Below are 23,194 nucleotides of genomic sequence, written 5' to 3'. Positions count from 1 at the left end.
CACGCCTTCAATCGAAAGACCCTATTTTGCCAGGCATCAATGACGCCGCAGCGGGACAGCCCGGATTGCACATGTGGGTGGAGGATTGAATGCAAGCTCATGAGTTCGGATTTGGAACACAGATCCGCAAATCTCCTTTTTTTGAAGCGACGGTTCGCTGGGGTGCCAGGGGCTTTTCAGTGTACAATCATATGTACATTCCACGAGATTTCGGCGACCCGGTACAGAATTTCTGGAACTTGGTGAACGACGCCATTTTGTGCGACGTGGCAGTGGAGCGGCAAGTTGAGATTACTGGGCCGGACGCCGCGAAATTCACGCAGATGCTGACCCCGCGCGACCTGTCGACCATGGCGGTGGGGCAATGTAAATACGTTCTGATCACCAATGCCCATGGCGGCATCCTGAACGACCCGATCCTGCTGCGTCTGGGCGAGAACCATTTCTGGTTGTCGATCGCCGACAGCGACATCCTGCTCTGGGCACAAGGCGTGGCTGTGCATTCCGGTCTGGACGTGACCATCTCGGAGCCGGATGTCTCACCGCTGCAGTTGCAAGGTCCCAAGTCGGGCGACATCATGCTCGCCCTCTTTGGCGACGGGATCATGGACCTGCGCTATTACTGGCTGCGCGAGGTGGAGCTTGACGGTATTCCGCTCATTGTGTCGCGCACAGGCTGGTCCAGCGAACTGGGCTATGAAATCTACCTTCGCGACAGCACCTATGGCGACCAGCTCTGGGAGCGCATCATGGAAGTCGGCGGTCCCCTCGGCCTGAAGCCGGGCCACACTTCTACCATCCGACGTATCGAAGGCGGAATGCTCTCCTATCACGCCGACGCGGACATCAACACCAACCCGTTTGAACTCGGATTGGATCGGTTGGTCAATCTGGACAGCGACGCGGAATTCATCGGCAAATTCGCGCTTCAGCGGGTCCGGGACAATGGTGTGACACGCAAGCAGGTCGGACTGATCATAGACAGCGCGCCGCTGACAGGACCGAACACAGCCTTCTGGACCATCAACCGCGACGGTGTTTGCGTGGGCAAGGTGACTTCGGCCATCTATTCGCCGCGTCTTGAGAAGAACATCGCACTTGCCATGGTTTCGGTCGACTGCGCCGATATCGGCACGCAGCTCGAGATTGTAATGCCTTCCGGCCATGCAGCAGCCACGGTCGCTGAAAGGCCGTTCTTCGATCCGCGCAAAAAGCTCGCGGCAGCCTGACACAGTATCGACCTGACATACGCCGGAGACCCAAAAAATGTCGGATTTGGAGATCGCGCTGCATTGGCATCGAAGTGAGGCAACCTTGCAGACAGGCAAATACTCCAACGCCCACACCGTGCAGTATAATGCAGGTCATGAAGTTCAGGTGGATGCCGCCCCGGACTGGGGCGGTGATCCAGAAAATACCAATCCCGAACAGGCCCTCGCTGCCGCGCTCTCCAGTTGCCACATGATGACGTTTCTCGCGCTGTCAGCCAAGGCGGGCTGGCCTGTCGCCAGCTATCACGACCAGGCGGTCGCCCATCTGGGAAAAAATGCGAGGGGACAGATGTCCGTGACACGGATCGACCTGCATCCGAAGGTGCGCTTCGACACAGGTTTCGAAGTTGACGCAAGCCAGTTGGGAGAAATGCAGGCGCGAGCTCATCGCTACTGTTTCATCGCCAACACTCTCGCCGACAGCGTCGAAATCAACGTTCTATGAGCATCGGCAAAAGGCGCGGAACATAGGATAACGAAAAGGCCGGATCCTGCAATCCGGCCTTTTTTCTTCGGACAACGACTGCTGAATACTCAGCCGGCCATCTCGGCAGGTGTCATCCAGCCTTGAACCGCGCCACCGACATCCTTCAGGATTGCGATGCGGCCGATGCCGGGCACATCAAAGGGAGGACGCATGACTTCCGCGCCATGGGCCTTTGCAAGCTCCAGTCGCTCGTCGATATTGTCGACGGCAATGTAGGACATCCAGTGTTCCGGTATGCCGTCGAAATGGGGCGCATTCATCGGGAAAAAGCCACCGACCGGCTTGTCACCGAGGTTGGCCACGACATAGGTGCCGTCTTCCATCGGCATTTCGGTGAAGGTCCACCCGAGAGTCTTGCCATAGAAATCCTTGGCTTTCTGGGTGTCGCGCGTCATCAGCTCGTTCCAGTAGAAGATACCGTGCTCGGCCATGATCTTCTCCATCCTCCATTTGTGAAATTGCACCCTGAGGCTGTGTTGATCCTACTGCGGACCGACGGACAGACCTGTGACATAACGCAATTTCATCGCGATTTTTGTCAATATCGGGACGCCCTGCCAATTAGCTGCGCTTGCCGGCGCGATAGCCGGGCAAGGTCCATCCCCGCAAAATAGCGCCGCCACGCAGGATCAGTGCGATCGCACCGGCCAGAAGGGCACAGGCGACTTGCGGCAGATCCACTTGCACCAGCAGGACATAACTTCCCGCGCCGGCAAATGCCGCGCTGACATAGATCTCGGATTTGACGATGGAAGACGGTTCACGGGCAATCGTGTCCCTCAGGACGCCGCCGAATGTTGCCGTTGCAACTCCCATCAGGACTGCTACCAGGATTGTGTCACCGACCGACAGGGCCTTGGCAGCCCCCATCACGGAATAAGCGGCGATCCCGACTGCGTCGGCCCAGCGAAGCGGCTTGTTCAAGGACTCGATCCAGTCGGCAAAGAACCAGACAAAAACGCTGACCGCGAGGCAGACCAGCAGATAGGTTTCATTCTGGACCCAGAACACCGGCACGCCAAGAAGCAGATCGCGGAGCGTGCCGCCGCCAATGCCGGTCAGGGTGGCAAAGAACAGAAACGCGATGAAATCGAGCTGCTTGCGCGACGCCATGATGCCGCCCGTGATCGCAAAAACGGCAACGCCGAGATAATCCAGCATCTGCAGCAGCATGGTGCCCCTTTTCACTCGTTGGACCGCAAGACCAGGTTCGGGTCAGCCAGCTTTCCGGTTTGCCGTCACCCCATGACTTGATCTATGAGCCTCGCCACTTCTTCCCCGATGGAAAAAGCGTGTTGTAACTCCCTTTCAGGGCAAGGACTACAGGGACAAGCCCCGCAAAGGCGAAGCTTACCAACGCCGGCCGAAAAAAAACCACTCCCGCGACTGGCGGAAGTGGCTTCTTTCAAAGAAAGACGATGGCGCGATCAGGCGCTCTTGTCGACAGTCTGCCCGGCTTCACCAGCGGCATCCGCCGGTGCCTGGGCAACGTCCTTCGGCCCGCCCTTGGAGACACCGACCATGGCCGGTCGCAGGACGCGCTCGCCGATGACATAGCCGGCCTGCATGACCTGAACCACGGTGTTGTTCGGCACTTCCGTGTTCGGTACCTCGAACATGGCCTGGTGGAAATTCGGGTCGAATTTCTGGCCTTCCGGGTTGAGTTTCTTGACGCCGTTTTTCTCCAGCTGGTTGAGCAGATCGCGTTCGATCATCTCAACACCTTCGATCAGCGAGGCAACGCCGGCATCGGCGTTCTTGCGGTCATCTTCCGGCAGGGCTTCCAACGCGCGGCGCAGATTGTCAGAAACGGTCAGCATGTCGCGCGCAAAACCGGAGACCGCATATTGGCGGGCGTCCTTGATTTCCTTCTCCGTGCGGCGGCGCAGGTTTTCCATCTCGGCCATGGCACGGAGTGCCCGGTCCTTGAGGTCGGCATTTTCCGTCTGCAGCAGTTCGAGTGGATCCATGCCGGTCGCGTCAGCACCGGTTTCACCGGCCGCGGCTTCGGTTTCCGGCGTCACGTCTGCCGGCTGTTCTTCCGGGGATTTGTTCTCGTCACTCATGAATGGTCCGTCTGGCTAAAATCCAATGCGGCTGCTTTATACCAATTGCCGGCCATTTCAAAGAGGATCGGCGGATAAGCTTTCGCATATCCGCCGGCCGCGCTCATATGGCCTGCCGCCGGTGGGCCGCAGGAAGATCATTTCTTAAAGGGCGCTCTTGATCCAGTCGGACAGCTTGCCTTTCGGCGCAGCACCGATCTGTTGCGCCATCGGCTCACCACCCTTGAACAGGATCAGCATCGGGATGGAGCGGACGCCATATTTCATGGCCATGTCCTGGTTTTCGTCGATGTTCAGCTTGGTGATCTTCACCTGGCCGTCCATCTCTTCGGAGATTTCCTCAAGTGCCGGAGCGATCATCTTACAGGGGCCGCACCATTCGGCCCAGAAGTCGACGACGACCGGAGCGTCGGAATTCAGAACTTCCGCCTCAAAGGAGGCATCGGTGACTTGCGTGGTTGCCATAACTAGATCTCGTAGGTCTGGGGGTCACGCCTACACTATGTAAGCGCGTCAGTTGGCACGAACGTAGGAAGCAAGAGGCGCGGCGTCAAGCGGCTGTGCCGTCAGGCCGCAATCCGGCAAAGGTCTCGTCGAGCATTGCCGCCGGGATTTCCATCAGGGAAGGGCCGGAGGTCCACAAAAGACAGGCGGAAATGTCCCGGCCCGGATAAATCTGCTTCAGCATTTCCCTGTAAACACAAAGCTGTGCGCGATATTCGAGAGGAACTTCCGCAACCTCTTCCGGCGGATGAAAATTCGTCTTGTAATCCACAATCACAACCCGGTTATCCTCAACCAGAAGCCGGTCGATCTGCCCGGAGATTTCGACCTCCGTGCCATCGGCAATGCGAATCGTGCCAACGACAGGCACCTCGGCTCGTGCCCGGGCCGCAAACAGCGGCGCGAATTCAGGGTCGTCCAGAATGCGCGCGACCTCTTCCAGCAAGCGCTCGCGACGGGAGATGAATTCCGGGCGCAGCGCCTGATCGAGATAGTTTTCCGCAGCCTGCATCCGCTCGCCCGCCACAAGGTCGGGCAGGAGCTCCAACAGGCGGTGAACCAGCCGTCCCCGCTCCAGCGGCCAGGAGGCCGGGTCCCGTCCCGCCTGAAGCCTGGAGACTGCCGGCACGGGATCAATCCCCTCTTTCTCCTCCATCGCCTCGAAGGCTCTTGAAGGCTGCAGGCGCTTCTTTTTCGGCAGCGGCCGTACCGGTTCCGACAGCCATGCAGGCAGTGGCGGCGCTGTCTCTTCGGACGCTTCAGGGACCCTGGAGACAGTCCCGGAGGCCGGATGTGTGCCCGCCCCGTCCTTCTGCCAGCGCCACCCTGATACAGCGCCGTCCGGACCAAACAGTTCCTGCGCTCCCGGTTTCAGGGACCGCGACACCATGGAATACCAGCAGTTTTCATGGGCACCGCGTTTCGGCTCCCAGCCACAGACAATCAGCCGGTCTTCGGCGCGTGTCAGTGCCACATACAAAAGCCGCCGATATTCCTCTTCCTGGGCCGCCCGCAACGCATCAACGGTCTCGTCGTGCCAGCTTGTGCGATCAGCCTTTGGCGGTAGCCATACAAGCGCCGGCGGCAAAAGATCATTGTTCAGACGCGGATGCGGCAGAAAAGACGGATCATGGATCGCGCTGACCGGCGCAGCACCCGGATCCACCAGAATGACGATCCGCGCCTCAAGCCCCTTGGACCCGTGCACCGTCATGATCCGGACCATGCCCTTGGTGTTGGTCAGCTCACGCTTGATCTCCGTCGGGGCCGCCGCCATCCAGGCAAGGAACCCTTCAAGACCAGGCGTGCCGGCCTGTTCATAGGCCATGGTCAGTGCCAGGAACTCGTCGAGAACGTCATCGACTTCAACCCCGAGCCGGGACCGGAAGGCCTTTCGACCGCCATCGGCCCCCAGCAGGCGGGCATAAAATTCATAGGGCGGCACGAAGTCGGCGCGGGCGCGCCAATCCTCAAGCCTTGCCCGGACCTGTTTCCAGGTCTCGCTGGTCTCGGACCGCTTGACCAGCATCTGCCAGAGCGTGCCCGGCCGGACCTTGTCAGGCGTCTCCCGGGCGATCTGGAAGAGATCCTCGTCTCCCAAGCCGAAGAGCGGGCTTTTCAACACGCAGGCAAGCGACAGATCGTCTTCCGGCAGCAGCAGGAACCGGCCAAGCGCGGCCAGATCCTTGACCGCGATGTGGTCCGTCAACACCAGCCTGTCGCTGCCGGCAGCCGGAATGTCGCGTTCCTTCAGTTCCCGGTTGAGCGCCTCGACAAAGGGACCGCGTTTGCGAACAAGGATCATGACGTCGCCGGGATCAGCCACGCCGTCCCGCATCCAGTCGGCGATTTCCCCGGCAATGCGTCTGGCGACCTTGATCATCGGACTGCCGGAGCCGACATGGTCGATCGGCTGCCGCCAGTCGTCCGGCTCCTCGATTTCCGCTTCCGCTTCCAACGGCCAGATATCGACAATTCCGGGGTCGCGGCGGATCGCCTCGTGCACAGGTGCCTTCACGTCCTGGGAAAGGCCCCTGTGGGCACTTTCTTCGCGGAACACCTCATCGACAGCGCCGAGCACATCGGGCGTCGACCGGAAAGACAGCTGCAGATTGACGGAATGAAATTCCCGTTCCGCTTCACCTGCCCTTTGCGCGAATTCCCGGCGCATGGCGTCGAAATAGGCCGGAACAGCCCCCTGAAACGAGTAGATCGACTGCTTTTCGTCGCCGACCGCAAACAGGGTCCGCACCCGGTCATGTCCACCTTCACCTGAAAAGAACTCTGCGGCCAGCGCCGTTACCACGTCCCATTGGCGCGGGCTGGTGTCCTGGGCCTCATCCACCAGGATATGGTCAAGCCCCTGGTCGAGCTTGTATTGCACCCAGAGGGCCGCATCCGACTTCTGCAGAAGCGATGCGGTCTTGACGACCAGGTCCTCGAAATCCAGATACCCGCGCGCCGTCTTTGCGCGCTCATAGTGCCGGATCACCGCGTCGGCCAGATGCAGGAGCGACGCCGTGCCTTCATAGGTGGCAACCTTGCGGCGCTCGTCCAGCAGCGACAACAGTCGGTCCTGCTCGGCGCCCAGAGCGTCCAGCATCTGCGGGAAATCCGCAACAATCTTCTTGGTGGCGAGCGATTTGCGCGGCTCAAGCTTGGCCGTCAGGAAGATGGATTGCCAGGCCTCGCGGAAAGCCGTCAGGTCCGCCAGGCTTGCGGCTTCGACCAGCGCATCGCCGCGGGCCTGATCGGTTTTTGAACCGGTCCCGAGCGCCTCGGCATATGCGCGGCAGGTATTGAGATCGAGGGGACACTCCGCCTTGAACCGCCGATCGAACTCTGCCAGCCGCAGCGACGGATCCACGTCGAGCAATCCGGCAAGCTCTTCAAGCGCGGGCAAAAGCCCGTCCGCATCATTGGTCCAGCGGCGGAAGGCATCCCGGCTCTGGATAAGTTCATCCAGAGCCTTCTGGGCACCGCCATCGCTCATCAGATCGATCACCGAGGCAAGGGCCCGGCCATAGGTGCTCGCCGGGTCGGTCTCGGCGGCATGAAGCACGGTGGCGCGGGATTCGGCCATCAGTTCTGCGGCGATGCGATCATCCAGCACCGCAAAATGCCCGGCCACGTTGGCCTCCAGCGGGAACTGGTGCAGCAGGGCTTCGCAGAAGCCGTGGATGGTCTGGATCTTCAGTCCACCGGGGGTCTCTAGCGCTCGGGCGAAGAGCCTGCGTGCCATGGCAAGGCGCGCGGCATCCGGTCTCCGCCCCTCGATATCCTGCAGCTCCCGGGACAGCGCTTCATCGTCCCTGGTCACCCAGTCGCCCAGGATGCGGAAAACACGGGTCGCCATTTCGGCAGCAGCGGCCTTGGTAAAGGTCAGCGCGAGGATGCGGGACGGGTCCGTGCCATCCAGCAGAAGCCGCACAACCCGGCGCGACAGGACAAAGGTCTTGCCGGATCCGGCATTGGCACTCACCCAGGCCGAGGCACGCGGGCGCGAGGCAAGATCCTGACGTTCACGGGTCAGTTCCGGGATCTGGAACCCGCTCATGACGGTTCCTCCCCACCAAGGGCCCATTCCTGGGTCCGGGCCAGATGGTCATAGTCGCCGTCCATCTGCCGCTCGCGCATGACACGGGCGCGCGACAGATACCCGGTCTCGGGCTTTGCATAATGGGCGATCAATTGCTCCAGGCGCGCCCAGGCATCTTCGATCAGGCCTTCCAGCGGAACATCCTTGGGGTTTCGCACCGCCTCGATGACCGGTTCCGCGCCGCCCTTCAGCTGCAGGTAGACCAGTTCCGAAACCTCGGCATCCGCCGGCACGTCCTTGAAGCCGAACCGTTTGATCATTGCGGCTTCCAGAGGCAGTTGCGGCGACAGCAGCGCGTCGACCTGTTTTTGCGACGGCACCTGCCCTGTCTTGTAATCGATCACCGAGAGGGAGCCCCCCTGCAGCTGATCGATACGGTCGGCCCGGCCGCGCAGTCGGAAATCAAATCCGGGCAGGGCGAGCGCAACACCGCCGCCGATCTCCAGATGCCGCGTGTCGATGGATGCGGATCTTTTGCCCTCATAGGCCACAAATCCGGCCGCAATCTTCTGGAACCTTGGCCACCAGAGCGCCCGGATCGCCGGAAACGCATCAAGCGGTTCAAACAGCTCTTCGCCTATTCCGATCAGCGCGTCGACTGCGCTGTCGTCGAAGGGGCCCTGCCAGGTCATCAGGAACTGCGCCAGGGCATCATGAATGAGATTGCCCTTGTCAGCCGCCCCCGGCTCGCCGCCGATTGGCTCTACCGGCTGCAGCTCCAGAACGTGGCGTGCGTAGATCGCATAGGGATCGCGGATGAGCCGCTCGATCTCGGTGATGGACAAGGAGGCCGGCCGGGCTGCCAGCGGAGGCAGAGGCGCCGGACGCCGGGCCGGACGCACCGCACCTTCGGACCGGTCAAGCTGGGAGGCCAGTTCCGGGTAGACCGCCCCGCGTGCCTCAAGGTCCCTTGTGAGTTCAGGCCCTGCAAGCGTGGTCAGCCGCTGCAGCCAGCGCGAGGCCACGGTGGGGGCGCCATCACTTCGGGCCGCACGTGACAGCAACACGCGCCTTGTGCCGAACCCTTGTGCAAAATCATGTGCGGCGGCCCCCAGCCGCCGTTCGGGCGGCTCCAGTCCCATGTCCCGTTTCATCGGCCGGTTCAGCCACGGGTCATTGCGGGTGCGCTGCGGCCAGACGCCTTCGTTCAGACCACCCATGATCATGAAGTCGAAGCTCTGCAGCCGCGCTTCCATGGGACCGAGGATCTGTATGCGCGTGTCGCCCGGCAGACGGCGGCGGACGGCGTGGCCAGACATCAGCGCAGGCAGGACGGATGGCCACTCACCAGGCGGAATATCGAGCCCGCTGGAGCCGGCTTCCAGGAGGCCGGTGAAGAATTCCGCGAGGGCCTCGCCCGCTTCACCGGCATAGAGTTCCGCGACCGAGCCGGTTTCATCCCCTGAAATCGCCTCGATCACCTCGATGTGCCGCCGTGCCAGGTCCATCAGATCTAGCGGCTCACTGGAAGATGCCAGGTCTTCCAGGGGTTTCAGCGCTGCTGCCAGCCGCTCGACAAGATCCGCGATCACGTCCCAGTCGGCGTCGTGGACCTTCTTCCAGCGCGGCGTATGCGCCTTGCCCGCTTCCTCGCGGCTCGCCTCGACGGCCAGTTTCAGGCCCGCCGTACCGGCGCGTGCCCGCGGGCCGCGAACGACCCCGCGTTCAAGCGCGCGTGCGGCCGAACGAATGTCCTTGACCGGCAGCCCGAGCCGGGCAAGCGGATGCTTGAGGAGTGAAAGAAGGTCGATCGGCTCGCAGCCATTGAGAGCCAGCTTGGCGGCCAGAAGCGAAAGAATGGCCGGTGCGGTCTGATCCAACGGCCGGCCGGCACTGTCATCAACCTGGACGTTCCAGCGGGCAAGTTCGGCGGCAACCCGCCGCGTCAGCATCCGGTCGGCGGAGACAAGGGCCGCGCTTTCACCCCGCTCAACCGCCTCGCGCAAGGCAATGGCCACACTCAGGGCTTCATCTGCCTCGTTTCGCGCCGTCATGATCGCAACGCTGTCCAGGGCTCGGGAGCGTTCCTCCTCCGACCGTCTTTCCAGAAAGCCGGTCCAACCATCGGAGGTCTCGGCGGGCCGCAAGACCTCGGACACAAGCTCTTCACGCAACAGCATCTCCGGGGCCGGCGCCGGTCCGAGGGTGCCAATGTCCTGTCGTGTGACCGCCAGGCGGTCCAGCAACTGCTTCAGCGAGTATTGCGGATGTGAGGGCAAGGTCTGGGGCGCAGGTGTCGTTCCGGTACTGGAGAGGTTCTTGCCAACCTCACGCTGCCCGAGAACCTGCCAGGAACGATCCTCCATGAAACGGTCCAGCCCGGGCAGCACGATGGCGCCTTCCGGGAGCCGGGCCACCACTTTCAGGAGTTCCGCCGTGGCGGGAACCGACCCCGTGACGCCCGCCACGATGACCGGGCCACGCGGCGGTGACGCTTTCAGACGGGCGGCTTCCCGGCGGATCAGTGCCGAGCGGCGGGCCTTGGGATCCATCTGGCCGCACTCAACAAGATGCGCCGGCCAGGCCTCGCGAACGATCTGCAGAAAATCGAGCGTGATCTGCCAGTAGCGCGCATAGTCGTCCGGCACCAGTCCGGCCAGTCCGGACCAGTCGGCTTCCTCGGTCTCAACCTCGTCCATCAGGGCCAGAAGATCACCAGCGAGCCAGGCCGCATCGGCCGTCGATGCCGGCAAACCCAGCGGTTCGTCTGAGCGCAGGCTGAGCGCTTCCCGGCGCAACATGCCCTTCCAGGCCTTCACCAGTCGTGTCATCGCCAGATGACGCTGCATCAAGGGCATGGCCGGCGGCAGTGGTTCCAGATCCGCATCTCCCGTGAGGCTTTGCAGGTCCTCGTCGGCATCGCCGACCGGGCGGATCACCGGCAACAGCACAGGGCGGCCACCAAAGCGTTTCTGGAACAGGTCAGGCAGCAGGCGCGCGGCGCGGCGGGTCGGCAGGTAAAGCGTGACATCAGCCAGTCGGAGCGGATCGTCCAGTGGCCGGAAGCCAGGAACAAGCGTGCCGTCGACAAGCGTGTCGACCAGGGTGTCCAGGAAGGGAACGGATGGCGGGATGGACCAGAGGCGCGGGCTCTCCGTCATCCTCAGGCAGCACTCTCACGCACGGCATATTCAGCGGCTGGTATGGCCTCCGGCGTCCCGATATGCAGCCAGACACCTTCCATCTGCACGCCGAACAGCCGGTCGTTTTCAATGGCCTTGTCAAACAGGTGGTTCATGGAGAACGGGCCCTCGGGCGCCCCGTCGAAGAAGCGCGGATGCAACAGGGCCGCACCTGCATAGGCAAAGGGGGTCACACCTTTTTCAGGCCGCCGCGAGAGCGATCCGTCGCGCGCCATCTCGAAGTCGCCACGGCCGGAATACCCAATCGCCTTCACGGTCTCGGCGACCAGCAGCAGGGCATCCATGCGGCTGTCGTCCCAGGCTTCGATCATGTGCTCCAGGTTCGGCTTTACGCCTTCGATCCAGTAACTGGTGTCCGAGTTGAGCTGGAAAAAGGGCTCTTCCCCCAGCAGCGGAAGCGCCTTCTTGATGCCGCCGCCCGTATCCAGCAGCTGATCACGCTCGTCGGAGATGATGATCTCCATGTCCTTGCGGTGCCGGACATGAACCTCCACAAGGTCGGCGAGGTAATGCACGTTGACGACACAGGACCTGACCCCGGCCCCGGCCAGCCGATCCATGCCATGGTCGATCAGCGCCTGGCCATTGACCTCGATCAGAGGCTTCGGTGTCGTCGCCGTCAGTGGGCGCATGCGTTTGCCGAGGCCTGCGGCCAGGATCATGGCGTTGGTGGGGCGGAACCGCGTATCAGTCATCTCTTGTCTCAAATGTGGTTCCGGCTGAACCCGAAAACTTCAGGGCCGGAAACGTTTGTACCAGTCTTTCAAATCCGACAGGCCCGGCCTGTCAAGCACCCGGTCGAGATAGCCTAACATGCGCGGCAAATGGCTCAAATAAGCCGGCTTACCATCCCTTCTGGCCAGACGCACAAAGATCCCTAGGATCTTGGACACCCGTTGGGTACCCATCACGCCGTATGCCTTTGTGAAAGACGACCTGTCGAAGCCGGAAGCCTGTTTTTCCCTTGTCGAAACATAGGTTTCGAAGAGGGCCGTTTCCAGATCCCGTGACACGTCCACCCTGGCATCCAGCAACAGGGACGCCACGTCATAGGCGACCGGTCCAATCACCGTATCCTGCAGATCGATCAGGCCAATTCGGTTCTTGCCGGATGCGCCCTCCTGCCACAGAAGATTCGGCGAGTGATAGTCGCGCAACACCCAGCCCGTCTGCGCATCGGCGATCTCTTCCAATGCCTTTTGCCAAAGACCCTCAAAGTCCCGGCGCATTGCTTCGTCGGCGTCCCGGCCGGTGACATGGGGGACATACCAGTCCAGGAACAACGCAGCTTCGGCGATCAGGGCTGCCCGCGAATAGGTCGGAACGGAATGAACGCTGCCGCCCTCCAGCGTCACCGTCTCCGGCCAGGACTGGCCGTGCATCTCGGCCAGAAGCTCCGTCGCCACACGGTAACGCGCAGGGTCGGGTCTGCCGTCCCTGACGATGGTCTCGCGGCCAAGGTCCTGGGAGAGAATGAAACCGCTCTCCAGATCCGCCGCATAGATTTCCGGCGCCAGAAAGCCGCGGCCGCGCAATTCGGAGTTGATCGCGACAACTGCCCTGCTGTCCTGCGCCAGATGAACCGTCTGCATATAGGTCCGGACGGCGTCCGGAACAGCATCGCCCTGGAACGGCCAGCGCATCAGAACCGCGGTCGTTTCATCCGATGTGACCGTTTCGAAGCTGCGCAAAGAGGCATCGCCAGCCAGGAAATGGCGCTCTGCCGTCCCCAGTTTGATGGATGCCAGGAAGCGGCGTGTCTCGAGGGATTGTTCCATCCTCGACCGCCAATCCGGGCTTTCCGAAAAAAAGCTGAAACGGCGCTTGTCCGCCTCTTCCTCGGGCTGCGTGATCTGCACCCAGAGTGCACCCGCCGGCAGCAGCTCTTCCGCCTTTTCCGGCCACTCGATCAGTGCCGCCCCGGCTTCGACCAGATCGTCCAGTCCGAGTTCTTCCAGTTCCTCCGGGTCTTCAAGCCGGTAGAGATCGAAATGGGACAGATCGAACCGGTCAAATTCATAGGTCTGGACCAGCGTGAAGGTCGGGCTCGGGACTTCAAGCTCGGGATCTCCGGCGAAGGATCGAAGCAAGGCGCGGGTGAAGGTGGATTTGCCGGCGCCCAGATCACCGGACAGGCAGACGACGTCACCAGGTTTCAGGACAAGCGCCAGATCATTGGCAAGGCGCCGTGTCTCCGCTTCATCGATGACTTCCAGTGACAGGAACGGCGCCGGCAGTTGCCTCAGGTCATGATCCGGCATTTTCAGCACCCTTTGGCATTACTCCGCCGCAGCGGTGTCCGCCACTTCAGGCCGGGCCGGGAAGGTACAGGTGACGGTCGTGCCCTTGCCTTCTGCGGACTGGATGTCGACCGTCCCGCCATGAAGTTCGACAAAGCTCTTGACGATGGCAAGGCCGAGACCGGCTCCCTGACGGCGCGCGCCAGTGTCGTGGCCGACAAAGCGGTTGAAGACCTGGGTCAGGATTTCGGCGGGAATGCCGTAGCCGTGATCCTTGACCACAAAGGTCACATTACCGTCGTTGCGGCTGCAGCTGACATCCACCACGCCTTCGGCCTCCGAATAGCGCACGGCGTTGGAAATCAGGTTGAACAGGACCTGGCGCAGGCGGGTTTCGTCGGCAACCATGACACCGATATCGTCCGGGACGTGGGTGCGCAGACTGATCTTGGTCTCCGCGAGCCGATCCTTCAGACCCTCCACGGCGGCCGCGACCGTGGCTGCCACATCGACCTCACCAAGATCCAGTTCCATGATGCCGGCATCGAGCGTTGCCAGATCGAGAATGTCGTTGATGATGGCCAGCAGGGAAGACGAGGACGACTGGATGTAGTCGGCATATTCGCTTTGCTTATCGGACAGCTCACCGAATTTCGGATCAGCCAGAAGCTGCGCGAAGCCGATGATGTTGGTCAGCGGCGAGCGGAGCTCGTAGGAGACGTGCTGGATGAAGGCGTTCTTGATCTGGTCGGCCTGTTCCAGCGCCTCGTTCTTTTCCAGAAGTGCGCGTTCGACATTGACGCTGTCCGTCACGTCGACAAAGGTCACCAGTGTGCCGCCATCGGGCAACGGCACGGTGGCATAGTCGAGCACGTCGCCGTTGTGGCGTTCCAGCCGGCTGACATTCTGGGTGCGGTTGTCGAGCAGTCCTGTGACATTGCCGGCGAGCAGTTCCCAGGCCTCGCGCTCCAGATCGCTGAGCGTGCAGGCGGAAACCACTTCCTTGACATGCGGAAGTTCGGAGAGCTGATCCTCGTCGAGCCCCCAGATGCGGCCGAAGGCCGGGTTCCAGAGCCTCAGGCGGCCATCGGAACCGAACACGGCAACAGCTTCGGAAAGATTGTCCAGCGTCTCGCCCTGAACACGGGTCAGCGCGTTGTATCGGCTTTCCAGATCAAGCTGCTCGGTGACGTTTTCATAGATATAGGTGACGCCGCCCTGCGGGTGCGGATTGGCAATGACCCTGAGCGTGCGGCCATCCGGCAGGTGCCACCAGCTCTCGCGCGCCTCGAGCGACTGGTAGCTGTCGAGCATCTTGTTGCGCCAGACCCGGTAATCGGCCTGTTCGGGCAACTTGCGCGCAGCCCGAAGGGCATCGAGCACGGCGCCATCTTCCGGACGGCTTTCCAGGAACAGCGGATCGAGATCCCAGAGCTGCTTGAAGGCGGCATTATAGAACTGAAGCTTGCGGTCGGCGCTGTAGATGGCGACCGCCGCGGCCAGCTGGTCAAGCGTCCGGCCGTGAAAGTCTTCCGCCCGGCCGAGTTCCTTCTTGGCCTGTTCAAGCTCGCTGATGTCCACGGCAATGCCGGCACCGCCGACATTCGCGTTGACATCGGTGACCTCGAACACACGGCGCTCGCTGGAGGCAACGATCGGGATCCGGGCATTGAAGCAACCGTCCTCGTCGCGCTGCACCGCCATCGCCGTCCGTGCGGCAGCGTCGAGGAAGGTGGCCCCGTCGCGCACGGCGCTGTCGGCATCCGGCATTTCCACCGCTTCCGCATAGGCCTCGTTGGCCCAGATGAGGTTGCCTTCCGCATCCCGCTGCCAGGCGGGGGCCGGCATGGCATCCAGCAGCGAATGCAGCATGTGCAGCTCGCCGGAAATCTTGGCGTTGCGCGCGGCCAGTTCCGCCTGCATCTGGCGTTCGCCGGTCAGGTCACGCAGACGCAGCACCACCGCGCCGCCGGTCGTGCGGCCAAGCGCTTCAACATAGCTGCCGGTGCGCGTTTTCAGCGTGGTCGTGAAAGTTTCCCCGGTGCGAAACAGACTGTCGAGATGCCGCTCGAGATCGCCCGCGCATTTGGCGGTCAGCCAGCTGCCGAAAGCAAGCAGTTGCGCCGGCGGACGCGGCACACCGGATTTTTCCGGCAGGACGCCCCAGATCTGCGGCACGGCGCCATTGCCTGTCCACACGATCACGCGCTGCTCGTCGGTGTTGAGCATGGCTTCGAGGCGGTCGACGCGGAATTTCAGGTCGCCCTTTTCCTTTTCCAGCGTGCCGGTCAGCTGGGCTGACTGCTTGCGATGGCGCACAAGAGCGATGGCAGCGGTCACGGCAAAGGCACACATGCCGCCTAACGCGCCGAACAGAATCATGGTATCGGGAGAAATGGCAGCGGTGGTGTCGGCGAGCATATCGGCAGCGGCCGAACCGGTGAACAGGCTAAGGCCCGCCAGCGCGGTCCCGCCAAGCTTCACCGATTTCAGACTCCGATCTCGCCACGTCGCGCGTGGCCGCGCGCCGTTTGTGCTGCCTTTCGGCATATTGTGATCCCCTTAACGCCGCCTTGTCCCGCTTTCCGCGGGGTGCAGCCCCCGGTTTCTGGGAGCAAATCAAAGACATCCGCCTTCTGGCCTTTGATTCGTCTAAACCATAACCTTTTTGAGAATCACGCAGAAGAGTCCGTTATTGAAAAGTTAACAGGACCCTTAAAATTCAAGGGTCCTGCATTTTTTTGTTCACAGAACCGAATCAGGGCGAAAACTACATCTAGTATCCGCCCTGCTCAGGATCAGTATTTGTAGTGTTCCGACTTGAACGGACCAGCCTTATTAATCCCCAGATATTGAGATTGCTCGTCCGTCAATTCGGTTAACGTCACGCCCAGCTTGGCGAGATGGAGGCGCGCGACCTTCTCGTCCAGGTGCTTCGGCAGAACGTAGACTTCGTTCTCGTACTGATCGCCCTTAGAGTAGAGCTCGATCTGGGCCAGGACCTGGTTGGTGAAGCTGGCGGACATCACGAAGCTCGGGTGGCCGGTGGCGTTGCCCAGGTTCACAAGACGGCCCTGGGACAGAAGGATCATGCGCTTGCCGTCCGGGAACTCGTACATGTCGACCTGGTCCTTGACCGGTCGCAGCTTGGTGTTCTTCAGGGCAGCAACCTGGATCTCGTTGTCGAAGTGACCGATGTTGCAGACGATTGCCATGTCCTTCATGCCACGCATGTGGTCGAAGGTGATGATGTCCTTGTTGCCGGTCGCCGTGACATAGATGTCGCCTTCCGGAAGAGCCTGCTCCATGGTCTTGACTTCAAAGCCGTCCATGGACGCCTGCAGGGCGCAGATCGGGTCGATCTCGGTGACAATGACGCGCGCGCCAGCGCCGGCCAGAGACTGGGCGGAGCCCTTACCGACATCGCCGTAACCACAGACGACGGCAACCTTGCCGGACATCATCACGTCCGTGCCGCGGCGAATGCCGTCGACCAGGGACTCACGGCAGCCGTAACGGTTGTCGAACTTGGACTTGGTGACGCTGTCATTGACGTTGATCGCCGGGAACGGCAGCGCGCCCTTTTTCTGCATTTCATAAAGACGCAGAACGCCGGTGGTGGTCTCTTCGGAGACACCCTTGATCAGCTCTTTCTGCTTTGTGAACCAGCCCGGATTGGCGGCCATGCGCTTCTTGATCTGCGCGAACAGGCACTCTTCTTCCTCGGAGGTCGGGTTCTCGATGAGGTCCGTTTCGCCGGCTTCAACGCGCGCACCCATCAGGATGTAGAGCGTGGCATCGCCGCCATCGTCGAGGATCATGTTGGCGCCTTCGGGGAAATCGAAGATCTTGTCTGCGTAGTCCCAGTATTCTTCCAGGGTTTCGCCCTTGACGGCGAAGACCGGAACACCGGAAGCGGCAATGGCGGCGGCGGCCTGATCCTGGGTGGAGTAGATGTTGCAGGAAGCCCAGCGGACTTCAGCGCCAAGCGCGACCAGCGTCTCGATCAGGACGGCGGTCTGAATGGTCATGTGCAGGGAACCGGCAATCCGGGCGCCCTTGAGCGGCTTGCTCTCGCCGAATTCTTCGCGGCAGGCCATCAGACCCGGCATTTCATGCTCGGCGATCTCGATTTCGGTACGGCCCCAGTCTGCGAGCCCGATGTCTTTGATGATATAGTCGGTCATGAAAATGTCCTGCTGTTTGAGCCAGCGTCACTGCCAGATCAGGATGTGGCCGTCGGACTGACATAAGCGCTTCTGCCCGAATTCGACCGGCGGTGTTTGCTGATCGCCGAAGACACGTCCGGCAATCCTGCGGCGGTTTATAACGCCGCCGCGCACATGACGCAATAAAGATATAAAGAAATCTTTATATCCTACTCGTGCTGTCTCGGATCAGGGTTAAGGAAGTTCTTCCAGGAGCCCCCGCCCCCCCCTTCTGGAAATAATCCTCACCGGCGAAGACCTGCGGGAAACCCCTCGGATCCCGGCGCGTTGCCGCGTCCGGCTTTCTCGCAACACGCGTTCCCGGCCCTGAACTGGCAAGAAACCGGACCAATGGAAAGGCAAAAGGCTGCAGCGCCATCCCGGACTAGCGATAGAGATCTGCCCGCGATGGCGGCATGCCGGAGGCGCCTTTTGTGCGCCGGGTTGCAACGGTCTGAAAGATTCCGATCGATCCGCGCTGAAATCCGAGCGAAACCCCGGTCAGGTAGGCCAGCCACAGGCGGTATTTCTGTTCGCCGACCTCGGCGATCGCTTCATCCTTCGCCTGCATGAGGTTTTCGGCCCACAAGCGAGACGTCCGGGCATAGTGCTCCCGCCAGGCTTCGACGTCATGCACCTCGAATCCGTGGGCCTCCAGGTTGGTCAGGGTCCAGCCGATGTGATCGACCTCTCCCCCGGAAAGATGTATTGAACCAGTGTCTGGTATTCCGGCCTCTTCCGCCGAAAGGTCTTCAGGTCCTTCTTGCCGCGACGTGTGATGGCATGGTGAAGATAGATGCCCCTGGGCGTCAGGAGCCGCCTGACATGCTTGTAGTAATCGTCATGATTGTCGATGCCGACATGTTCGAACATGCCGATCGACGAGATCTTGTCGAATTTCTCCTCGAGTTTTCTGTAGTCCTTGAGTTCGACCCGCACCCGGCCCTGAAGGCCGCGCTCCTCTATGCGTTGCCGGGCCAGTTTTGCCTGCTCTTCCGCCAGGGTGACGCCAACAGCTGTGACGCCGTAATGTTCCGCGGCGTAGCAGATCAATGCGCCCCAGCCGCAACCAATATCCAGAAGACGATCACCCGGCTTCAGCCGGAGCTTGCGACAAATCATCTCCAGCTTGTCGCGCTGCGCCGTTGCCAGGTCATTCGACCAGTTCTGGAAATAGGCACAGGTGTAGAGCATCTCCGGATCCAGAAAGAGACGGTAAAAGGTGTTGGAGACGTCGTAGTGAAAGGCAATATCGTCCTTGCCACTGCCCGCATTGCGCGTTCCGGCCTCACCTGCATCGAGACGCCCGTCCGACTGTGCCGCCGATTTCGCCCCGCCGCCCCAAAACAGTGACAATGCGCTCTTGAGCAGCAAGCGCTTGTTCAGCCGCTTGCGGATTTCGCGCCCCTTCATGGCCGGGCGTTTGTCGGCGAAGTCGAAGATGCTGCCGCCGCGCGGATCAAGATCACCAGCGGCGTAAAGCTCGATAACGGTCTTCAGTCCGGGACGGCGCAGCAGGCGCGTCAAAGCCGTTCTGGAAAAGGCCAGGCGCAGGCCGTCGGCAGGCGCCTGCGCCGGGATCAGGGTGCCATCCCAGAGTTCAAACGCGAAATCGAGTTCTATCGCTTCGTGAATATGGGTCAGAGCCGCGTGGGCAGCAGATCTCAGTCGGTCCTCGGATTGGCTCGTCATGGTGTTCCCCTGAAATCGCTAATGGAAAGGGCCGGCACTTCAACTGGAAACAGACCTGTTGCCGATGCGGACGCCCGATTGCAGAGGCGCCCTTAAAAACATCAGTCCTCTTCGCCGAAGCCGCTCTCAACCAGCTCGGTAATTGCGGCAAGAGCCGCGTCGGCGTCAGTCCCGGTAACGCTCACCTTGATGCAACAGCCAGGGCTGGCGGCCAGCATCATCAGGCCCATGATTGAGGTGCCGCCAACGGTCTGGCCATCCTTCGAGACGATGACGTCGGCCTCGAAGGTTTCCACCAGCTTGACCAGCTTGGCAGAAGCACGCGCATGAAGCCCGCGGCGGTTGATGATCGTGAGGTCTTTTTCCAGGTCGCTCTGTGTTGTCATAAGTTCTTTTAGTTCTGTCCCGACAACACCTGGCTGGCGACGGAAATGTATTTCTGGCCGGCCTGACGGGCCTCGTCGACCGCGTCGGCCAGTTCCCGGTCCGTGCGAACGCTGGCCAGCTTGATCAGCATGGGCAGGTTGACACCTGCAACCACTTCCACGGATTTGCTGTCCATGACCGAAATCGCAAGATTGGAAGGTGTGCCACCGAACATGTCGGTCAGCAGGACAACACCCTTGCCGGAATTGGCCGCTTCGACGGCGGCAAGTATGTCCTGGCGCCGCTGTTCCATATCGTCATCGGGGCCGATGGAGATGGTCTCGACTTGCTCCTGGGGACCGACAACATGTTCGAGCGCCGCCTTGAATTCTTCGGCGAGGCGTCCGTGCGTCACAAGTACAAGTCCAATCATGCGTCGTATTGCCTGACTATCGGGTTTCTATGGCTCAGGACCCGAAATGGGATCCGAATGGAGCCGGGCGTTTACCAGTCTGTTGCACTCTCTTCAACCGCTTCACCAGTTGCAAGCAAAAAACACCCGCTGTGCTCTAAATATAGTCGGTGCTGTGCGGTGTCAGGCGGCGCAGGGCCCAGCGGATCAGCCGCACCGCAAGCACGGGGTCATTTTCCGGGCAATCGAGCTGTGGCAATTGCACAGTTTCCAGGCGCACGGTACCGAGCGGAACTTCCGGTAGCCGCTCCATGTCCTCGACCGGCACCAGGTCGACGACCAGATCAATGTGCGCTTCAGGGGCAAAGGCAGCCTCTGCCAACCCAAATCCGCGCACTTCCATCTTTCCCGAAATCGTTTCAGGTGCACACGCAATCAATGACCCGTCTCGACGTGTCAGATGCACATAGTCATCTGAAACCAGCAGACCCAGATTGCCTCTGGCCCTTGCCGCCTCGACCAGAAAGTCGGTCAGCACCGTTTTGCCGCTGCCGCTTTCTCCACGCAGGAGCAGACCGGCAGTTCCAACGATCAGGCAATTGGCGTGCGTGGCGGGCTGGCTCACTTGCCCTGTCCAAGCGGCAGGTGGATGAGGAACCGCGCTCCGGCAATTTTCTGGCCGCCGTCAGCCTGCAGCTCAAGACGATTGGTTGCGGAGATTGTGCCGCCATGGGCTTCAATGATCTGACGCGAGATCGACAATCCGAGACCGGAATTGTTGCCGAAGCCTTCGCCATCCGGGCGGTCCGTGTAGAACCGTTCAAAGATGCGTTCGGTGTTCTCGGCTCGAATACCCGGTCCGTCATCATCCACGGTGATCTTGATCCACCGGCCTTCCCGGCTGAGATCCACATGAACAATTCCATCGGCTGGCGAGAAGGAGCGGGCATTGTCCAAAAGGTTGCTGATCACCTGGCCGAGACGAATGTCGTGCCCCTGTATCAGGTAGGGCCTGGTCCCTTGCGCGTCTGCCACTGTCAGCTTGACGCCGGCCTCCTCCGTTCCGGAGCGCTGGTTGGCAGCATCGGCCATGTTACGCAGAAGTTCGGCAATATCGATCGTCTCGGACTGAATGCGCGCCAGCTCCGCGTCGAGCCGCGAGGCATCGGAGATGTCACTGATCAGGCGGTCCAGACGTCGCACATCATGCTGGATCACCTCCATCAGCCGGTCCTGGGACTCCTTGTTGCGGGCCAGGGGCAGTGTCTCAACGGCACTGCGCAGCGACGTCAGCGGGTTTTTGAGTTCATGCGCCACATCGGCCGCGAACTGCTCGATCGCGTCGATCTTGTTGTAGAGCGCGTTGGTCATTTCGCGGAACGCACGGGCGAGGTGGCCGATTTCATCCTGGCGATCCGAAAAGTCCGGGATTTCCTCACGCGAGTTCGAGCCCCTGCGCACCCTGTCGGCCGCAGCCGCCAGCCGCCTGACAGGGCCGGCAATGGTCCCGGCCAGCAGGATCGACAACAAGATGGTCACCGTTGCGGCAAACAGGAACACACGAATGATCGCGATGCGTTCCGCGCGCACGATGGCGTCGATGTCACCGCCCTGTGTTGACAGCAACAGGGACCCCAGCACGGCCCGGAAGCGCTGGATCGGCACGGCAACAGAAACAATCAGCTCTCCCCGCTGGGAGATCCGTGTCACGCTCGCAGGTGATCCGGCCAGTGCCGCCTCGACTTCCGGATAGGCGCGTCCGTCGCCGCCGCCAACTTCCTGGTAGATCGGCAGGTCACCCTGACGCAGCCAGCGTTTGGTCCATTGCCAGAGCGCGTCCCAGAAGCCTTCCTCCTCCGCATTCGGCGGTGGCAGATCGAACCGCAGGATCTGGGCACTGGTGTAAAGATGTCGGCTGTCCAGGATCAGGATGCCTTCCGGGTCATAGATCCGGGCGCGGGTCTTGGTCGGCGAGATCAGGCGACGCAGCACCGGCCCGACACGCTCCGGATTGATCGGAAAGTCGAGGCTTTCCAGGTCTTCCTGGGTCGGCGTGATGCTTTCGCCCGCCTGCAGTTCCAGAAGCCGTTCGGGATCGACGGTGATCGTGCCGGTGTCGACGGTCGCGGACGCCGCGATTGCGCCGGCAATGATCTCGCCCTGGGTCAGCAGACTTTGGACACGTGCGTCGATCAGACCGGCGCGAAACTGGTTCAGGTAGAGAATGCCGATGACCAGCGCGAGCAGGCCAACAAGGTTGATCGCAATGATCCGCCGGGTCAGGGACGACAGCACATAGGTGCCGAAGATGCGGCCGAGCTGGCTCAGAAGACGGCGTCGGATCCGCTTGTTGCCAAGCCGGCGCAGCCGGGAGCGCTCCGAACCGTTCTGCGGTTCGGAGGCGGCAACCTCGTCTGCGTGCTCACTGTCGACCGCCATCTATCGTCCGTGCGCGTCTTCCGGTCAGACCTCTCGGAACCGGTACCCGACCCCGTAAAGGGTTTCGATCATGTCGAAGTCGTCGTCAACCACCTTGAACTTCTTGCGCAGGCGCTTGATGTGGCTGTCGATGGTGCGGTCGTCAACATAGACCTGATCGTCATAGGCCGCATCCATGAGCGCGTTCCGGCTCTTGACCACGCCCGGGCGATGCGCCAGGGCGGACAGGATCAGGAACTCTGTCACGGTCAGCGTCACCGGCTTGTTGTTCCAGGTGCAGGTGTGCCGCTCCTGGTCCATGACCAGTTGCCCGCGTTCCAGCAGTTTGTCCGCGTCGTCGCGCGGTGCCGACGCATCCCGCGGCTGTGCACGGCGCAGAACCGCACGCACGCGCTCCACAAGAAGGCGCTGCGAGAACGGTTTCCGGATAAAGTCGTCCGCCCCCATCTTGAGGCCGAACAACTCATCGATCTCGTCGTCTTTCGACGTCAGGAAAATCACCGGCAGATCCGAATTCTGACGCAAGCGGCGCAGCAGCTCCATCCCGTCCATGCGTGGCATCTTGATGTCGAAGATCGCCAGTTCCGGTGGATCGCTTTGAAGACCGTCCAGTGCAGACGTTCCGTCGGTATAGGTCTGGACGCGATAGCCTTCTGCTTCCAGCGCAATCGAAACGGACGTCAGGATGTTGCGGTCATCATCGACCAGAGCAATTGTTGGCATGCTTTGTTTTTCCATTTCCGGCAGCGCCATGAGGCGCGCGTCGGT

17 protein-coding genes and 1 pseudogene are annotated in these 23,194 nt (G+C 61.3%); 2 read left to right on the top strand and 16 right to left on the bottom strand.

All coding sequences use genetic code 11. The annotated features are described in order from the left end of the window. Positions 1–179: 179 nt before the first annotated feature. On the top strand, positions 180–1,229 hold the full coding sequence (locus CHH27_RS22180) for a glycine cleavage T C-terminal barrel domain-containing protein (RefSeq protein ID WP_208988332.1): 1,050 nt from the start codon (positions 180–182) through the stop codon (positions 1,227–1,229). Positions 1,230–1,266: 37 nt separating this feature from the next. After that, on the top strand, positions 1,267–1,716 hold the full coding sequence (locus CHH27_RS22175; RefSeq protein ID WP_094073520.1) for an OsmC family protein: 450 nt from the start codon (positions 1,267–1,269) through the stop codon (positions 1,714–1,716). 89 nt (positions 1,717–1,805) lie between these two features. Here the strand turns inward: CHH27_RS22175 and CHH27_RS22170 are convergent, their stop codons facing one another. The 16 genes and pseudogenes from CHH27_RS22170 to CHH27_RS22095 all read right to left on the bottom strand — a co-directional run bounded on the left by CHH27_RS22170 (position 1,806) and on the right by CHH27_RS22095 (position 23,149). Further along, entirely contained in the window at positions 1,806–2,189 is a 384-nt protein-coding gene (locus tag CHH27_RS22170; protein WP_094074938.1) for a VOC family protein, read from the bottom strand. 130 nt (positions 2,190–2,319) lie between these two features. Then, positions 2,320–2,931, bottom strand: coding sequence for a trimeric intracellular cation channel family protein (locus CHH27_RS22165; RefSeq protein WP_094073519.1), 612 nt, complete (start codon positions 2,929–2,931; stop codon positions 2,320–2,322). Between the two features lie 254 nt (positions 2,932–3,185). Beyond that, on the bottom strand, positions 3,186–3,824 hold the full coding sequence (gene grpE / locus CHH27_RS22160) for a nucleotide exchange factor GrpE (protein ID WP_094073518.1): 639 nt from the start codon (positions 3,822–3,824) through the stop codon (positions 3,186–3,188). 144 nt (positions 3,825–3,968) lie between these two features. Further along, positions 3,969–4,289 carry a thioredoxin gene (trxA, locus tag CHH27_RS22155; protein ID WP_094073517.1) on the bottom strand — a complete coding sequence of 107 codons (321 nt, stop codon included), beginning with the start codon at positions 4,287–4,289 and terminating at the stop codon, positions 3,969–3,971. 85 nt (positions 4,290–4,374) lie between these two features. Continuing rightward, positions 4,375–7,884: a double-strand break repair helicase AddA gene (gene addA, locus CHH27_RS22150; RefSeq protein WP_208988331.1), complete on the bottom strand. Its 3,510-nt coding sequence runs from the start codon at positions 7,882–7,884 to the stop codon at positions 4,375–4,377. Further along, positions 7,881–11,027 (bottom strand): double-strand break repair protein AddB, encoded by a 3,147-nt coding sequence (gene addB / locus CHH27_RS22145; protein ID WP_094073515.1) that lies wholly within the window; start codon positions 11,025–11,027, stop codon positions 7,881–7,883. Before addB ends, addA begins: the two co-directional genes overlap by 4 nt. A 2-nt stretch (positions 11,028–11,029) precedes the next feature. Beyond that, positions 11,030–11,764 (bottom strand): nucleotidyltransferase family protein, encoded by a 735-nt coding sequence (locus CHH27_RS22140; protein WP_094073514.1) that lies wholly within the window; start codon positions 11,762–11,764, stop codon positions 11,030–11,032. 39 nt (positions 11,765–11,803) lie between these two features. Next, entirely contained in the window at positions 11,804–13,330 is a 1,527-nt protein-coding gene (gene tsaE / locus CHH27_RS22135) for a tRNA (adenosine(37)-N6)-threonylcarbamoyltransferase complex ATPase subunit type 1 TsaE (RefSeq protein WP_094073513.1), read from the bottom strand. Between the two features lie 18 nt (positions 13,331–13,348). Then, a complete protein-coding gene (locus CHH27_RS22130) occupies positions 13,349–15,793 on the bottom strand; it encodes a PAS domain-containing sensor histidine kinase (RefSeq protein ID WP_094073512.1) in 2,445 nt (814 codons plus the stop codon). Between the two features lie 314 nt (positions 15,794–16,107). Next, positions 16,108–17,496, bottom strand: coding sequence for an adenosylhomocysteinase (gene ahcY, locus CHH27_RS22125; RefSeq protein ID WP_094073511.1), 1,389 nt, complete (start codon positions 17,494–17,496; stop codon positions 16,108–16,110). A gap of 406 nt (positions 17,497–17,902) precedes the next feature. Next, positions 17,903–19,209: pseudogene (locus CHH27_RS22120) on the bottom strand (class I SAM-dependent methyltransferase). 101 nt (positions 19,210–19,310) lie between these two features. After that, positions 19,311–19,595: an HPr family phosphocarrier protein gene (locus CHH27_RS22115; protein ID WP_094073510.1), complete on the bottom strand. Its 285-nt coding sequence runs from the start codon at positions 19,593–19,595 to the stop codon at positions 19,311–19,313. 8 nt (positions 19,596–19,603) lie between these two features. Then, complete coding sequence (locus CHH27_RS22110) at positions 19,604–20,008, bottom strand: PTS sugar transporter subunit IIA (RefSeq protein ID WP_094073509.1); 405 nt, start codon at positions 20,006–20,008, stop codon at positions 19,604–19,606. A 136-nt stretch (positions 20,009–20,144) separates the two neighbouring features. Continuing rightward, complete coding sequence (locus CHH27_RS22105) at positions 20,145–20,612, bottom strand: HPr kinase/phosphorylase (RefSeq protein WP_094073508.1); 468 nt, start codon at positions 20,610–20,612, stop codon at positions 20,145–20,147. Then, a complete protein-coding gene (locus CHH27_RS22100; RefSeq protein ID WP_094073507.1) occupies positions 20,609–22,426 on the bottom strand; it encodes a sensor histidine kinase in 1,818 nt (605 codons plus the stop codon). Before CHH27_RS22100 ends, CHH27_RS22105 begins: the two co-directional genes overlap by 4 nt. 24 nt (positions 22,427–22,450) lie before the next feature. Continuing rightward, entirely contained in the window at positions 22,451–23,149 is a 699-nt protein-coding gene (locus tag CHH27_RS22095) for a response regulator transcription factor (RefSeq protein WP_094074937.1), read from the bottom strand. Positions 23,150–23,194 lie beyond the last annotated feature (45 nt).

The organism is Labrenzia sp. VG12 (genome assembly GCF_002237595.1).
Classification (GTDB): domain Bacteria; phylum Pseudomonadota; class Alphaproteobacteria; order Rhizobiales; family Stappiaceae; genus Roseibium.
Note: the sequence above shows the minus strand (reverse complement) of the source record. Positions and strands in the feature narration are given on the sequence as shown.